Origin of the sequence: Chitinophaga sp. sic0106, assembly GCF_019219075.1 — a bacterium.
Classification (GTDB): Bacteria; Bacteroidota; Bacteroidia; order Chitinophagales; family Chitinophagaceae; genus Chitinophaga.
Genome location: NZ_JAHUWJ010000003.1, coordinates 256,148 through 272,290 on the forward strand (window position 1 = coordinate 256,148; position 16,143 = coordinate 272,290).

At 47.9% G+C, this 16,143-nt stretch carries 11 protein-coding genes; 2 read left to right on the forward strand and 9 right to left on the reverse strand.

The features are described from left to right. Positions 1–11: 11 nt before the first annotated feature. The 4 genes from gwsG to KW844_RS06110 form a co-directional block, all read right to left on the reverse strand. Complete coding sequence (gwsG, locus tag KW844_RS06095) at positions 12–986, reverse strand: grasp-with-spasm system ATP-grasp peptide maturase (RefSeq protein WP_218375825.1); 975 nt, start codon at positions 984–986, stop codon at positions 12–14. A gap of 85 nt (positions 987–1,071) precedes the next feature. Then, positions 1,072–1,269 (reverse strand): hypothetical protein, encoded by a 198-nt coding sequence (locus tag KW844_RS06100; RefSeq protein ID WP_218375826.1) that lies wholly within the window; start codon positions 1,267–1,269, stop codon positions 1,072–1,074. Positions 1,270–1,315: 46 nt separating this feature from the next. Then, positions 1,316–1,492, reverse strand: a complete 177-nt coding sequence (locus tag KW844_RS06105) for a hypothetical protein (protein WP_218375827.1) — start codon at positions 1,490–1,492, stop codon at positions 1,316–1,318. Positions 1,493–1,779: 287 nt separating this feature from the next. Beyond that, positions 1,780–2,424, reverse strand: coding sequence for a sigma-70 family RNA polymerase sigma factor (locus KW844_RS06110; protein ID WP_218375828.1), 645 nt, complete (start codon positions 2,422–2,424; stop codon positions 1,780–1,782). A 131-nt stretch (positions 2,425–2,555) separates the two neighbouring features. Between KW844_RS06110 and KW844_RS06115 the strand changes: the two genes are divergently transcribed. Further along, a complete protein-coding gene (locus KW844_RS06115; protein WP_218375829.1) occupies positions 2,556–2,888 on the forward strand; it encodes a hypothetical protein in 333 nt (110 codons plus the stop codon). Positions 2,889–3,056: 168 nt separating this feature from the next. Here KW844_RS06115 and KW844_RS06120 read toward each other — a convergent pair whose 3' ends face one another. The 5 genes from KW844_RS06120 to KW844_RS06140 form a co-directional block, all read right to left on the reverse strand. Further along, the gene (locus tag KW844_RS06120) at positions 3,057–4,193 is read right to left on the reverse strand and encodes a TlpA disulfide reductase family protein (protein WP_218375830.1); all 1,137 of its coding nucleotides are present in this window, start codon (positions 4,191–4,193) and stop codon (positions 3,057–3,059) included. A 99-nt stretch (positions 4,194–4,292) separates the two neighbouring features. Next, positions 4,293–5,759, reverse strand: coding sequence for a RagB/SusD family nutrient uptake outer membrane protein (locus tag KW844_RS06125; RefSeq protein WP_218375831.1), 1,467 nt, complete (start codon positions 5,757–5,759; stop codon positions 4,293–4,295). A gap of 21 nt (positions 5,760–5,780) precedes the next feature. Further along, positions 5,781–9,305, reverse strand: a complete 3,525-nt coding sequence (locus KW844_RS06130; RefSeq protein ID WP_218375832.1) for a SusC/RagA family TonB-linked outer membrane protein — start codon at positions 9,303–9,305, stop codon at positions 5,781–5,783. 99 nt (positions 9,306–9,404) lie between these two features. After that, on the reverse strand, positions 9,405–10,535 hold the full coding sequence (locus KW844_RS06135; protein ID WP_218375833.1) for a FecR family protein: 1,131 nt from the start codon (positions 10,533–10,535) through the stop codon (positions 9,405–9,407). Positions 10,536–10,761: 226 nt separating this feature from the next. Continuing rightward, on the reverse strand, positions 10,762–11,343 hold the full coding sequence (locus KW844_RS06140) for an RNA polymerase sigma factor (protein ID WP_218375834.1): 582 nt from the start codon (positions 11,341–11,343) through the stop codon (positions 10,762–10,764). Between the two features lie 395 nt (positions 11,344–11,738). On the opposite strand from KW844_RS06140, the gene KW844_RS06145 reads away from it, so the two are divergent. Next, the gene (locus tag KW844_RS06145; RefSeq protein ID WP_218375835.1) at positions 11,739–16,133 is read left to right on the forward strand and encodes a T9SS type A sorting domain-containing protein; all 4,395 of its coding nucleotides are present in this window, start codon (positions 11,739–11,741) and stop codon (positions 16,131–16,133) included. The last annotated feature ends 10 nt before the right edge of the window (positions 16,134–16,143 follow it).

A 16,143-nucleotide genomic window follows, 5' to 3' on the forward strand; every position in this document is an offset into this window, starting at 1 on the left:
ATCCATTCAGGTTATAGGACCTGCGGCCCTTTAACCTGAATGGATTGGCCCAGCAATACTGCCAGCTTTTTTTCCAGATAATAATTACATGGATACGACACCATGCCAAACTGCCCTTCCGGATTGATTTCCAGGAAATGGTAATTCCCTTGTTGGTCCACCATCAGGTCGATGGAACCGGTACGAAAGTGCAGAAGCTTCATCAGCTGATCCAGCTTAGCTTCCAGCGTTGCCGGTAGTTTATAGGGGACGGTCCTGTTGGGCCGTTCGTTGTCATAGTTGCGGAAATCCTCCCGGGTTTTGTGGTTGTTCTGCGAAAAGATGGCCATGGAGTGGCATTCACCATCGAGGTAGAACGTACGGATTTCAAATTTCTTATCTACCTTTTCCTGTACCAGGGAAGGAAAAAATATTTCCGGCACGAGGTGCAGATTGGCAGGATTGATGGTTTTGGTGAGCATTTTATAATGACCACCATCAGCATCTTCCAGAAAAATACATTCACTGACAGGTTTTACGATGATGGCAGTGTAGTTCTCCAGCAATGATTCAATTTCTTTTTTAGTGGTCACAATTTCCGTGAAAGGGGTATGGATGCCGCATTTGCGGGCAAGTGCGAGCACTTGTAATTTATTGAGGCTCTCTTCCGTGAATGGGTCGTTGAGCCACTTTTGGCGGTCGATGAGGTGAAACAGGTATGAATGAAGGCCGTTAAATTCGTCGATGAGGAAGCGTTTGAGCGTGTACTCCGTGTTGAAGTCCGCTTTTTTGAGCTGGTATTTTGCCGGAAAGCTGTGAATCTTTCTGCGGTACCATACAGCGCTAATATTTTCATTGGCCGGCAGATCGTTTAGCCGTTGCAGTTGGCACAAATCTTCCCCGTTTACCCGAAGGAAAGGTATCCGCAGGTGGGATAACCACTGGCACACCTGATCGGTGGAGCCTTCCAGGTGCGACTGGCTTAAGATGAGGATTTGAGCAGACATGGTATATGGTTTTTTGGAGAGCACTGCCGGCGTCGCCGGCAGTGCTTAAATAATGGTCATACTGCTATGACGGAAGGAGGTGTTATTACTTATCTTTTTTGTGATCGCAAATGTACACATCCGGACCTTCGTAATGGGTAGGGGTATGTACAGTGGTGCCACCTGCTGACTCACCGAGGTCGGCTGATAAATCGTTGGAGAGTTGCATCAGACCACCTTTAATAGCGTCCAGGGATTCAACTTTTTTTGCATTCAGTTTTGTCAGACTTTTTTTGCTTTTCATAGTTTTCAATTTTAAAATGGTTTTGAAATTTGTGTGTTACAGGTGATTATTTAGGGTCTTTGCGTACATCGGTTACCCAATGCTGACCATTCCAGGAAGCATAGTTTTCGGTTGTTACCTGCTGATCATCGAAAGAGAATTCAGGTTGCAATGCCATTAAACCACCTTTAACGGTTTCCGGGGATGTTACCTTTTTGGTAACCAGTTTTTCTAACTTTTTCATGAGATATAATTTTTATTAACGACCTAAAATTAGGAGTCAGGACTAAGTGTGGGGATGGGGAATATTTATTTGAGGGGTGTGGGTTTATATTCGCAGGCTTTGGGGGAATATTTGTTGCGGATAGTGGCAGGACAGAACGTAAAGTAAAGCAGGTCAGGATTTTATGACCGTCTCCCTCAAGGATTTTGTTTTATCTTTTTTGCTCGCAAAGCAGGTAAGTTAAAATCTTAGCGGACAGACCGCAGGCCTGTCCGCTAATGGATAAACTTACATCTTTTGATGAATGATTATTTAATTTCCAACTTATCAAGTACGGCGTAAACGATCCTGTCGCAGCGGATAAGATGGAATGGAAATACAACGTCGTTGTTGTAGAATTTGGAGATATGTTCGCGGAGCATGAGCTTGGCTCTTAGCTGGCGGACCTTCACATTTACCCGGGAGATATCGAGGGCTTTGGAGGTTTCAGCAACATTGAGCTGGTCAATTTCCCGGAGAACGAATACGGCACGGTACTTTTCCGGAATGGCCATCAGGGCGCTTTCCAGCACTTTACCCAGTTCTTTATTGAGTACGGTGTCCACAGGTGTTGCTGCTGTTTTGGGAGCATCCTCATGTTGTTCCAGGCCATCGCTGGCTGTTTTCATCCTTTTTTTCAGGTGCTGGTGGCATTCATTGATAAGGATGCGTTTGAGCCAGGTGCCAAATGAGGCATCCTTCCGGAATTGGTCCAGGTGCTGGTAGGCGTTAATGTAGGTGAGCTGCATAACGTCTTCCACGTCCATATCGTTATGAAGAAAAGACATCCCAAGCCTGAACAGGCTTGTATTGTGTCGGCGCATCAGTTGCTCATATAGCCTTTTTTCGCCGGCCAGTACCCGGGTGATGAGCTCGTTGTCAGTAAACGTGTCAATGGGTTGAATAATAGTCATTCAGAAGGATATTAGGTGGTTAAGGTGAAAATAAGTTACAAAAAATGCCAACATTTTGTAACCTTTTTTAAAAACTGTTCTCTAATCAATTATAAACCGGAACCGAACCACCTTAAAAGCACTAATGCCCAATGATGACCGTAGCACAATTCAAACAATCAGGCGTCCCTTTACCGGCCTTAACGCACCAGCGTGTACAGGAGCTGAAGCAAACACCTAAAGGGCAACATATTATGTCGCAGCCGTTTACGGCCTTTCCCCATTTGTTGGAATCCCTTACCAATGGTTTACAGGAGAAGCTCGTTTCATTCGAATGGAGTCAGATTTCTCAGACTGGTCAGCAGGAGGGATTAACCCTGGAAGGACTGAAAGAAGATTACCAGTTTCTGGAGTTCGTGCAGTTTATCATGTTTGTAAAATATACGGAGGAGAATAAACGGGCCAGAAACAATAACCATCGTTAATCACATCCAGTATATTGAAATAACCCTCAAACGTACACGAAAGTGTGCTTTTAAAGGCGACAGTTGGGTCGCCTTTTTATATATTAATATGTATCGGGAGGTACCCTGGTGGGGCCTCCCGATATGTGGGGCATCCGCCCCTGGTTCCAACCGGGAGAGTAGTGGTTTTTATTTTAATTGTTTCTTAAATTCTGCCAGTTTAGCTTCCATTTCTTTCACGGTATCCTCCAGGATAAAGCCAGCAAATTTACCTTCCTTTAGGTATTGCTTGCCAGCATCCACTGCTTGTTGCTGATAATTCACCGCATTCTTATAGTCCCCCATATTGGCATACAAATCAGCAGTCAGCTGGAGATAAATATTTGCCGGTTCATTAGGATTGGTCAGTTTATCTTTAATCAGTCCCATGGCATACAGGTAGGTATCATTTTTCAGTCCTTTCTTTTGGGCAATTACAGCGGCGGTGGAGCCTATATAGCCGGGGGTACCTTTTTGCCATTCACAGACAAAAGCCATGGCGCTGTCTTCATTAAAATGCTCAATCATTGTCTGAAATTTAAAAAAGCCCAGGCTTTTATCCATCGTAGTATCCTTACCCATGGCATCGTTAAGGATCTTGAGTGCCTGCTCAAATTGATTTGCCTTTACCGCTTTATCCCATGACTCCATAATGGTCATAAATGGTCCCATAGCCGAATCGGCTGCAGCCTCTTTTTGCTGGAATTTCTGGCGTGCAGCCTGTACATCATAGTCAGGGCTCATCACCAGGCCTACTACAGAATCAATTTCTACCGGATGCCCAATCCACATGATGATACCATCTTTTACCAGGAAAGAGCAAGGAATGCCACCCTGGCCGGCAGCTTTCATCCAGTTATTGGCCATCTGCTCATCTTTCGAGTCAGTAACCACATTGAAACCCATTTTATCACCCATACCCTTAACAAATTTGGCTACTTTAGGCCAGGAGCTTTCATAGGGCTTATCCCCTGTTTTTTCCCAGATGTTTACCGCTGTTACTGTCACATCCTGCTTGTGCTCTTTTGCAAACACTGACAGGTGTGGCATAGAAGCGATGCATGGCCCGCACCAGGTAGCCCAGAACTCGAATATATACAGGCGTCCTTTTTCATAATTTTTGATAGGTGTACCTTTTAACAAGTTGCCATACTTAAAGGCCGGCGCTTTGTCGCCAATTGAAAGCTTTGGTTGTTCCTGGCTGAATGCATTTGAAATGCCGGCCACCTGCAACAGCAGTAGCAGCATTGCACTCAGGAACATGGATGTTGTTGCTCTGAAATTCATATTTGTTGAGATTTATTTATTGAGATTTAGATTTTATCAGACATGGTTATCCCCTGCGACTGACGGGTCAGCGCAAAAACAGCAGGAAATGTGTGTTTGTTAGTTAGTTGGGATCGTAAACACGACTTTAGGATCATCCGGCGGTATCACCAGTTGCTGGCCGCTATTATCGGCGGCCTGCCGTATCATAGGCAATCCGTTCCGGAAATAATCATACCCTGCATGGCCTTCAAAAGCCAGCTCCAGTCTTCTTTCCTTTAGTATGGCCTCCAGGAGTTCCTGGTCCGTAAGCGCATCTACATCAGCTGCTGGTAGTCCGGCCCTGGTATGGATCAATTTCAAATCGGCCCTGGCAGCGGAAAAATTACCCAGTTTAGCATGCGCTTCTGCCCTATTCAGGTATTGCTCTCCTACGCGGAGGTATATATTAGGGGCATGGGTGAGCAGTTGTGCGAAGAGCACCAGCATTTTGGTTGTTTCGAGCCGCCCGTTGGCGGGATTTGTTCTCAGAAACGTTTTACGGATATCCGCCGGCTGCAACAGTTGCAGCAATTCCTGTCCTGGCAGGAACGTGCCCCCTCCATTATATTGCGGATCGTAATTGTAGAGCAGTCCAAGCCTGGTGCTGCCGGTAGCATTATCAAACGCAAAAATAATTTCCTTGTTGTTTGCGAACATAGCCCGGCCTAAGGCGCCGGTTTCATCATCGGCAAACAAATGTTGATAATCGGCTCCCTGGATCAATGTATACTTTCCATCGCTATAATTCAAGGTACTATCCACATAGGTAATTACTGCATCATTAAAACCAGCGTTTGGCTGTGCTATACTGCCGCCCATATACAGGTAAACTCTTGACAGTAAGGCCCACGCTGCACCTGTGGTAGCAAAGCTGTTGGGTTTGGTTACCGGTGTTTTCATTTGTTGCGCTGCCAGCTGCAGTTCACTGATGATAAAATCATATACTGCTTTTACGGATGCCGGTGCGGGCATATCTGTGAGTGAACTGGTCAATTTTAAGCCAACACCGGGGCTATTGGCTGCATCCTGGTAATAGGGTTTGCCATACAGGCGAATCAAATTAAAGTAAGTAAAGGCACGGAGGAAGTGATTTTCCCCTTCTGCATACAGTACTTTATTTTTATCTGCTTCAGTGGAAGATGAAAAAGCGGTTTGCTTAAATGTCGCAATACCTTCGAGGGTGGTGTTTACACTCACAATAATCTGGTAAGCGCCCCTGTAAAAGTCGCTGCTGAAACCCAACTGCGGCCCCGGACTATTCTGATAGGCAAATGCGTCTGTGATTTTTAGTACCGGTCCAAAGGTTCTTAAAGTAACGTTGTTGCCACGGCTCTCTGAGATATTAGCCAGTGGCTCGTCATAAGAAGTGGTGGCGCTACCGCGCAGCAAGGAATAATTGCCCACTGTAGCTTCTACTATACCTGCCGCAGACGACAGCTCTCCTTCCTGGTCTATTTTGACAAGTGGCCTGATTTCATCTATTTTCTTATTACACGCCACCATCAAAGCAGCAGTACAGAAAAGCACACTAATATTTTTATTCATGACTTTCTTTTTTGTAGTGGATCAAAAAGATAATTGGGCGCCAATCATATATCTGCGTGGTATACCCAGCACTCCACCTGAGTTCCCGAAATTCTGCGCTTCCCCTACCGCCGGACCTTCCGGACTGGAGGCAATTATTTTTTTGGAATAAAGGGTATAAATATTATCGGCAGTGGCATACACCGTAGCATTAGCCAGCTTCAAACGTTCAATAAATGCCTTTGGCAGCTCATAACTCAACCGGATATTGCGGAGTGAGGCATTACTGGCATCATGCATATATTTATCGGAGCCGAAATAGTTGGTGGTAGCCTGATAATACAATGATGGCTCTGTTGCATTCGTTTGGCCCGGTGTGGTCCATGGGATCTGCGCGTTGGTGTACTTCAGCTGGTTGAACCGATCGATAAAAGCCATTTGTGCGTTTGCTGCATAATTATTCGTCATAGTATACTTGATGGCGTAAGTAATCAGGACGCTGAGTAAAAAATTTTTATAGCTGAAAGTATTTGTTAGTCCTCCGTAAAATCTGGGCTGAAAAGAGCCAACAGTCTGAAACTGTCTGCTATCGCGGTCCGCACCAACTTCCGCCAGGGTGTTCACATACTCCACCCCTATTCTTTGTCCCTTTGCATCGAATTGAAGTTTCTCAAACAGTGGCTTCCCTGTTTGAGGGTCTACACCGGCGTACTTTACGGCTTTCAGGGAATTAATATCATCTCCTTTATACAAATAAAAACTGTTTTGATCGTAATATCCCTGTCTGAGTGAATCATTGGCCAAACTTACAATCTGGTTTTTGTTCCAACTGAAGTTGAAGGAGGTATTCCAGGTAAAATTCCTGCGCATAATATTTTGCGAATTCAGTACTACTTCCAGACCGGTGTTCTGCACAACAGCTGCATTTTGCCATTGTGTCGGGAAACCCGCCATAGGCGGCAGTGTTACTTTCTGAATCAGGTCCTGGGAACGGCGGCGGTAAAAATCAATATTGGCAGTTAAGCGGTTAAACAGCTCTACGTCTATACCAGTACTCAGCGTTTTGGTGATTTCCCAGCGCAGGTCCGGATTGCCCAACACTGTAATGGTGGCTGCACCGCTACCACTATATACTTCCCTCGGATCATAAAGTGTTCGCGTCAGGAAGTTGTCGCCCAGCTGCGAGCCGCTGGTACCATAGTTCATCCGTAGCTTCAGCATGTTCAGCCACTTTGATTGCTCCAGGAACTGCTCGCTGCTGATGTTCCACGCTGCGCCACCAGAATAGAAAGTACCATACCTGTTATTGCTGCCAAAGCTACTGGAAGCATCAGTGCGAATGCTGCCACTCAGGCTGTAACGGCCTTTATAGGTATATCCTGCTTCACCAAAAATTGAATACACGGCCCTTACATCCTTACCACCTTCGAGGTTGCCTACTTTAGTGGAGGGTATACCATAAAACGAGAGATCCGCAGGGCCGCCCATTTCACGAGCCAGGGAGATCACCGGATACCCCGCCCTCACATGGTTTACATTTACCAGCATGTCCTCGCTGGTTGTTTGTCCGAATTCGAATGCTGCCAGCGCTCTGATGGAGTGGTCTCCTATCCGCTTGTTAAAGCTCAGTTGATTGGAAGTCAGGTACGACATCAGGTTACCGGTGGTGGTACCCAGGTAACCCTGTGGTGCAAAAATGGAACTGCCCCCATCATAGGTTCTGACATCTATATACTGCACATTCTTATTGTAATTCAGGTTGCCTGAATTAGTACTGGATAAGCTCAGCCAGTCTGTAATTTTGTAATCCAGTTTGATGGAGCCAAAAAACAACTGAGATTGGAGATTGTAGAAATTATATTGGTTATCGTACAGCGGATTACCTTTTACCTGCTGATTTCCGCCCATTTTATACTGCAGCGCAGGCGTTAGTGCGCCTGCACTGTTATACGGATTAGCCCATGGGATATAAGTTTGAACAGAGCCTGCAACGCTGTTGATATCTCTGCTGCCATTGTTCATAATGCCGTTGATGGACATACTGGCTGTCAACCGGTCGGTAAGGCGTGTGTCCAGGTTCAGGCGGAAAGTTTTCCTGGTAAGGCTGTTGACGATGCTGGTAGCATCTTCCTTATAGTAGGTAGCGCCAATATAGAATTTCGTTTTATCGCTTCCACCACTGGCCGCAATGTTTACGTCGGTGGTATGACTGGTCCTGAAGGCATATTTTGTCCAGTCGTAGGAGTTGGCCACTGCTTCCTGAGCAGGCAGCATATAGTTGAGGTAATCGGCTACAGTAGGGAATAGCGGAGTGAGGCTGGCATTGTTCTGTGCATAGTTTTCCGTAAAAAATTTTTGTTGCAGATCATATAGTTCCGGACCAGCCATAAAGTGCATGTTACCCGTATTAGGTATATTGATACCGTGCTTAATATCGGCGGTAATGCGGGTTTTCTCAGTACGACCTTTCTTTGTGGTCACCACCATGACGCCTGCAGCGGCTCTGGAGCCATAAATAGCAGTGGCGGCCGCATCTTTGAGGATGGTAATATCCTGTATTTCCTGCGGCGTCACCAGGTCTTTTAAATTCTGATTGGGCATGATTACTCCGTCCAGCACCAGCAGGGGACCGTAGGACAAGGTAGGGATTACAAATTCGTTTACCTGGTCCAGACCTACACCTGCAATACTGCTCTGGCCCCGCACAAATAGCTGGCCGCCGCTGCTGGTAGGATCTGCCGCATTTTGCTCTGCAATATATACGCCTGCTACCCGTCCTTTAAGCAAGGATGCCGGATCTGCGGAGGTGATACCCATACGGAGGTCATCGCCTGAAATCCTTTGTACGGACCCGGTCATCTCTCCTGTTTTTTTGCTGGTATAGCCGGTAGAAATTACTACTTCTTTTTGTTCAATTACTTTTTCTTTCATGGTAAACAGCAGTTCCACGGGTTGCTTGTTTACAGTAATTTTTTCTGAGGTATGGGTAAATCCGATGCAGGAAATTTCGAGCGTATACGTACCGGCAGGGATGTTATTGATCACAAACACACCCCGATCATTGGTGGAGGTACCGAGGCCGGAAGGTTTCAGGCGGATAGTAGCACCTATTACCGGTTGCCCGCTACCGTTGATCACTTTTCCGGAAACACTGGTGGCAGCAGCTTGCTCCGGATCATCCGTTGCAAGCGTTATCTGGTTTTTAGGGGAGATGGTAATGACCCTGTTTCTGATACTGTACCGAAATGGCTGGTCTTTAAATACCAGTTCAAGGAATTTTTCCAGTTCCATTTCTTTAACATTTATACTTACCGGTTTGGCGGCAGTCAGTATTTTCTCATCAAAAAAGAAAGAGTAGCCGGTTTGCTTTTCTACGGTGGATAACACATGAGCAAGTGTCCCTGCCTGTACGGTCACGGATACTTTACCCTGGGCTTTCCCTGTAGCATACCCGTTGATGATGAAAGTCAACATTAGCATTACCGCCATCCTCAAAACACGCATTGTTTTGTGGCGCTGGCTCAACCAGGAGTTTCCGGGTCGTTTAATACCTACACGTTTTAACATACTTTTGGTTGATTAGATGATTAAACATACGGCTGTACAGGACTCATAAAATAGCCCTACAGCGGTTTATAGTTGGTTACTGATTAGTGGCTGGATGAGCTATTCCCCATAAACGATAATCGTTCTGTTGTCCAATTTATATTTCACATTTACATCCCGGAGTATCTCCAATACTTCCGACAGGCGTAGCTCTTTGGAGAGCTTACCTCTGAACATTTGTGTTGGCAGCGTTCCATCATACCTGACGTCTACATCATACCACCTGGATAGCTGGTTCATGACGGTTTTTATATCGGCATGACTGAAGTCGAACTGGCCGTTTTTCCAGGCGACCACCTGTGCTGTATTTACATTGTTTATAATATTCATGGTAGTGGCCAGTACCTGTGCCTGCTGACCAGGTCTAAGTATCAGCGGCTTTATAGCTGTTGCTCCTACTGCTACTGCACCAGCTAACAGGGTAGTTTTAGTGCTGCCTTCCTCCGGATAGGCGTTCACATTAAAATGCGTTCCTAATACGCGGATACTTACGCCGTCGTTTACGGTTACGACGAAGGGTTTATCCGCATTTGCAGCCACTTCAAAGTATGCTTCCCCGGTCATTTCCACCTGCCGGTTTGTTCCTTTAAAAGTGGTAGGATACCTGATGGAACTTGCAGCGTTCAGCCATACGGCAGTACCATCGGGCAAGGTTACACGATATTGTCCGCCACGCGGGGTTTTAAGCGTGTTATACGCTATTTTTTCCGATGACTGGTGACTGTCATAATTGAGCTCGCCGTTTTGCTGGCTCACTGTACAGGCACCCTGGCGAATCAACTGAGACCCGGTGCTGTCGAGGGATACCACGCGTCCGTCTTCTAACGTCAGCATGGCTTTATTATAACCAGGTAAGATATTGGTGACAGTAACCGGAGGATTTGCGTGGTGCTGTTGATACAGATAGTATCCTCCGACACTTAATAATAACAGTATCGCAGCTGCGGCGGCGCTCCTGCGCAAATTCAGTATCCTGCTGCGTGGCGCAGGTTTATAGAGTATTTGTTGCAGCAGATGTGTACCATCAGGCACGTTGGCATCCGGTAATGTTAATACTTCCCACTCCTGCTTCATCATTATTTCCAGGTCAATATTACTTACTTTCTCTACCAGTTGCATCAGCTCCTGCTCTTCATCAGCCGAAGCCTTACCTTCAAAGTACCGGTGAAATAATTCAGCTATTCTTTCCATTTACTATTATTATTGCAAGCCTCGGAGGCGCCGTACCAGCGGCGTTGGCATCTCCCTAAATAAAAATTGCAAACCTGCTGTTATATATTAAGACACCTGGTTACTTCAAAAAGTATATGCTGATGAGTAACTTTTTTTTGATGCCGTTAAAATAGGGTACGTTCATTTGCAGGATACCACAATAGCTATTAAGACACGTGGTGCGGGGAAAAAGTATACGGGGATTTTACTTTTCTTCAGAAAACAAGACCAGTAATAAGGTAATGGCCAATCCGAGGGAGGACTGATTTTTTACATGCTGCGTAATGAGGCTCACTGCCTGTTGCATATATTTTTTAACGGTAGGAAGCGCAATACCCAGTTCTCTGGCTATTTCAGCCTGTTTCATTTTATCGATCCTGTTCATGGTCCACACTTTGCGACAATGTTCAGGCAATTGCCGGATGGCCTCATCAATAAGTGATAGCTGCCAGGCACGCTGTTCATCTTCAGCTTCCGCGGGTAAGGTATTCAGTATGGCTTGCCGCCGTGACATGTTACGGATCGCATTCAGGGCATGATGGCGTGCCATTACCCAGAGGTAGTTACTAAATTTGTCCACGAATTCCAGTGCTTCGCGGCCCTGCCAGATCTTCATAAAAACATCCTGGAGGATACTTTCTGTATCGGCGTGTACCCTTGTAATCCTATTGATATAAGTATAGAGTAATGGGTAATAATGGTCGAATATGACTGCAAATGCCTGCTCGTCACCTGCCGCTATGCGCTGCAGCAGCTCTTTCTCTTCGTATGATTGAATAGCCGGCAAAATTTTGGTCCTATATTTTTTTGCAAACTATAAAAAAATAAATAAATCTAAAAAGTTGATTTTGCCGCAGGCAGGATAGTACAGGACAATCATCCCGGCTACAAATCGTAATTTCCTGTATTGACGATAGTTTACCACGAGGCATCGGCAAATATTTAATTCCATGTACGTTATGAATTCACACGCTATCTGTATTTTCAACAATATGGTACAGGACAGGCTATAGGCCGGTGCTGACATTCCCTCCTCTCAAAACCACTTTCAGCTACGGGCAATAGCTAGTTATACACCCATCGGAGGCGCCGTGTTAATTTCCTATTTCCGGACCACATTGTACAGGTCCGGCCAACACGCTTGTGCTTATTCTCCATCCACTAAATACTCAACGATTCCACATGAAAAAATCTGTACTACTATTTTCTATGGTGCTGTTACTGTTTATTACCGGCAGCACTTACGCCCAGCAATGGAAAATTCTGGGCAATGAGCAGGCCCTTGCCTCGCTGGCATCTGCCCATACCAATATCGCACTCGTAGGGGATGTACCCTATGTGGTATTCACCGAAGGCGGCATCGCCAAGGTGAAGAAAATGCAGGCCGACAGCACCTGGGCACAGGTAGGCGGCAATGTAACCAGTGCCAGTACCACCTATACCCGACTATATGCAGATCAAACCGGTGTACTGTATGTGACTTATGTAGACGCTGCCACCGGCAACAAGCTCGCCGTAAAAACGTACAATACCGCTACCAGCGCCTGGGAGCCAATGGATGGCAATACAGCCAACCTATATGTTTCTGCCGGTTCTGTGACCAACAGCGTATCGCAGTACAGTTCTACTCCCCGCAGCACGCTCGCATTCGACTCCAACCACAGGCCTTATATCGCTTTTGGCGATAACGGCAACCTGGTCCCATTTGTGAAAATGTTCGATGGTAGCAGCTGGGTAACTGTAGGCGGCAGCTCCGTGAATGCAGCCGCCAAAGCCGTTGCCCTCAGCCTGATCCTCGATGAAAATGATATGCCCTGGCTGGTTTTCTGTAACCTGAGCAGCAACACCGCTACCACGGGTAGTATGGCACTGTATAACTTCAACGGCAGTACCTGGGTGGCCGCTACCTCCACCCTTTCCGGCATCCGCCATACCAGTATGGCGGTGCAGTCGGCCGATAACCTGGCCATTGCTTACTTCAACACTGGCAACTCCAACCGCGCCACGGTCATCACCTATAACAGAACCACCGGCACCTGGGGTACCGCCACTTCCCTTTCAGGTCGTGATGCACCGGCCATCAGCATGCTGCGCGATCAAAGCGGTAACCTCTACTGCTCTTTCATTGATGCAGTCAGCAGCAGTTCCGTTTCTGCCGCCCGCGTGTTTAAGCAGTATGTGGGCACTACCGCCTGGCGGGAGCTGAAAGACCCGGCAGTAGCTACCGGCATCGACCAGCCGGTGGGCAACCTGAGCATCGCTATTGGCAGCGATACGGCCAGTCCCGCCATCGCCTATACGAAAACAAACAGCAGCAGTATATCCACGCCCGTAGTACGTGGCTATATACCGCCACCCGATCCGATAATGATGACCACAGCCGTGCTGACGGGTGTTACACCTACCACGGCCACCGGCGGCGGGCATATTACAGACGATGGCGGTTCCCCTATTATTGAAAGAGGACTCGTATATGGACTCAACACCAACCCTACCACTGCCGGCAATAAAGTGGCCGCAGCCAGCGCAGACACTGGTGTGTACACTGTTACACTAAATAACCTCACCCCTGCCACGGCTTACTATGTGCGCGCCTATGCTATTAATGCCGGCGGCACCAGCTATGGTAACAATATTCGCCTAAGCACCCTCTCCACCCCCGATGCCGTGGTGACGGCTCCCAGGCAAATGGAATACCTCACCAGGGCGGTGGTGGCCGTGCGCCGCAATGCCGCTACGGTGTACATCGGGTGGCGACTCCTTGGTACCGATCCGCAAGACATTGCCTTTAACGTGTACCGCGACAGTATTAAAATCAACACCACACCTGTCACCACTTCCACCAACTTCGTAGACAGCACCACCACCAATCACCAATATACCGTGCGCCCGGTCCTTAACGGTGCCGAAGGCGCACCAACACCTGCCATGGAGGTATGGGCCAGCAATCAAATGCAGATCCCATTACAGATTCCGCCGGGTGGCACCACGTTTGACGGGGTGGCCTATACGTACACCGCCAACGACTGCTCCGTAGGCGATGTGGACGGCGATGGCGTATATGAAATATTCCTGAAGTGGGACCCTACAAAGCTCAATCATAACTCCGGCGGCTACTCCGGTGATCAGATCATCGATTGTTATGAGCTGGACGGTACGCTGCTATGGCGTATCAACCTCGGGAAAAATATCAATGCAGGCCCGCACTTTACCCAGTTCATGGTGTACGACCTGGATGGCGACGGTAAAGCAGAAATGGCCTGTAAAACTGCCGATGGCACCATCGATGGTACCGGCACCGTTATCGGTGATCCGGTAGTGGATTACCGCAACAGCGGCGGCTGGGCCGATCAGGGACCTGAATACCTTACCGTGTTCAATGGCCTTACCGGCAGGGCCATGGCTACCGTTAACTATGAGCCACCAAGAGGTGCCTATGCCGACTGGGGAGATAATTACGGCAATCGTGCAGAACGTTACGTAAACGCTATTGCCTACCTGGATGGCGTGCGACCCAGTTTGATTATGGGTCGTGGTTATTACAATAAGCTGGTGCGTGCCGCCTACGACTGGCGCAACGGCCAGCTGACGCTGCGCTGGAAGTTTGATAGCAAAGATCCCAACAACCCGGCCAACGAGGCATACAGCGGCATGGGCAATCACCAGATGACCATCGGCGATGTGGATGGCGATGGTAAAGATGAAGTGATCAACGGCGCATGTGCCATCGACGACGACGGTACCCGCCTGTGGAGCAACCGCAATGGTCACGGCGATGCCCTGCACATGACCGATATGGACCCTGATCACCCGGGACTGGAGATCTGGCAATGCCAGGAGAGTCCGGGCGATTACGCGCCCTATGGCCTCCGTTTCAACGATGCTAAAACAGGAGAAACACTTTTTGGGGTGCCTACTACCGGCGATGTGGGTCGCGCCCTGGCAGCAGATATCGACTCCGCCTATAAAGGCTACGAAGTGTGGGGTTCCTCCGGCAACGGCGTGTACAGCTTAAAAGGGGAACTGATTTCCACCAACCGCCCTTCATATAACCATGCTGTATGGTGGGACGGCGACCTGGCCCGGGAACTGTTGGATGGCAACGTGCTGGATAAGTGGCGCCCCTCACCGGTGAATGCCATGACCCGCCTGTTCACCATTTACCAGGCAGCCCCGGTGACCGGCAACAACGATACTAAAAAGAATCCTTGTCTCACCGCGGACCTGCTGGGCGACTGGCGCGAGGAAATACTCCTGCGCAGATCTGATAATACAGCCCTCGTATTGTTTACCACCAATATTCCCACGGAGCACCGCATTACTACACTGATGCATGATCCGCAATACCGCACAGCGGTGGCCTGGCAAAATTCCGGCTACAATCAGCCGCCATATCCATCTTTCTATCTGGGTTATGATATGGAGACACCGGCGCAACCAAACATCGCCGTAACGGATCTGATAGCTCCTGCCATCAGCAGCATCAGCCGACAGGATGCGGATTCCACCAATGCTACCAGTGTGAATTATCGTGTAGTGTTTACCGAAAGTGTAACCGGGGTAACACCCGCTTCATTTGGCGTGATTGCTGATACCAGTATTACCGGCAACGTAACAGCAGTTACCGCGATATCACCTGCGGTGTATTCCGTTACCATCGGCAACCTGCAAGGCGAAGGCAATGTTCGGCTGGAGGTAAATGGAACAACTGGCATAACAGATAGCAATGGCAATTCCCCGCTTGCGGATAGCAATAACGTTATCGCCTATACGCGGATGCGTGCAGCGCAAGCCATTACCTTCTCCCCGATACCTGAAAAAGCCTTTGGCAGCAATAATTTCAATCCGGGCGCTACTGCTACATCAGGACTGGAGGTCGTGTATAGCAGCAATGATCACAATATCGCATCGATTGTAAACGGACAAGTACATATAAATGGCCTGGGCATTGCGGCGCTTACTGCTGCCCAGCCGGGTAACAACCTATACAAAGCCGCTACAGCTCAAACACAGTTACTAACGGTGAAGGATATGGTAAGCCCGGAGCAGCCAGCGGCTCTCACGGCGTTTAAAGCCACTGCTCACAATGTAAAGCTGGTGTGGCTGGCTCCTGCGGATGATATTGGGGTAACAGGATATTTTGTTTACAGAGATGGCGCGTTGCTCAATTCAACGCCGGTAAGTACTACTTCATTTACCACGGATGCACCGATAGGAAACAACGTATATACGTTTACGGTAGTTGCTACAGATGCTGCCGGTAATCGTTCAGCAGAGAGTGCGCCTGCCAGTTATACCAACGGTAATGGCGGCGGCCATGGCGCGGAAGATATGCTGACCATCTTCCCAAATCCAACAAATGGCAACTTTAAAGTACGGCTAAGTAGTGCAGAGGAAGGACCGGTTACCATCACTGTGCGTAACCAGAGCGGATTGATAGTGCAATACCTCACCGGCAATAAGCAGGGTGAAGTATTCCAGCAAAATGTAGACCTGAAAAAAGCCAGCAGTGGTATGTACCTGGTAACGGTGACGCTGGGATTGTATGCGAAAACTTCAATTGTAATAGTTCAATAAAACGTGGGTT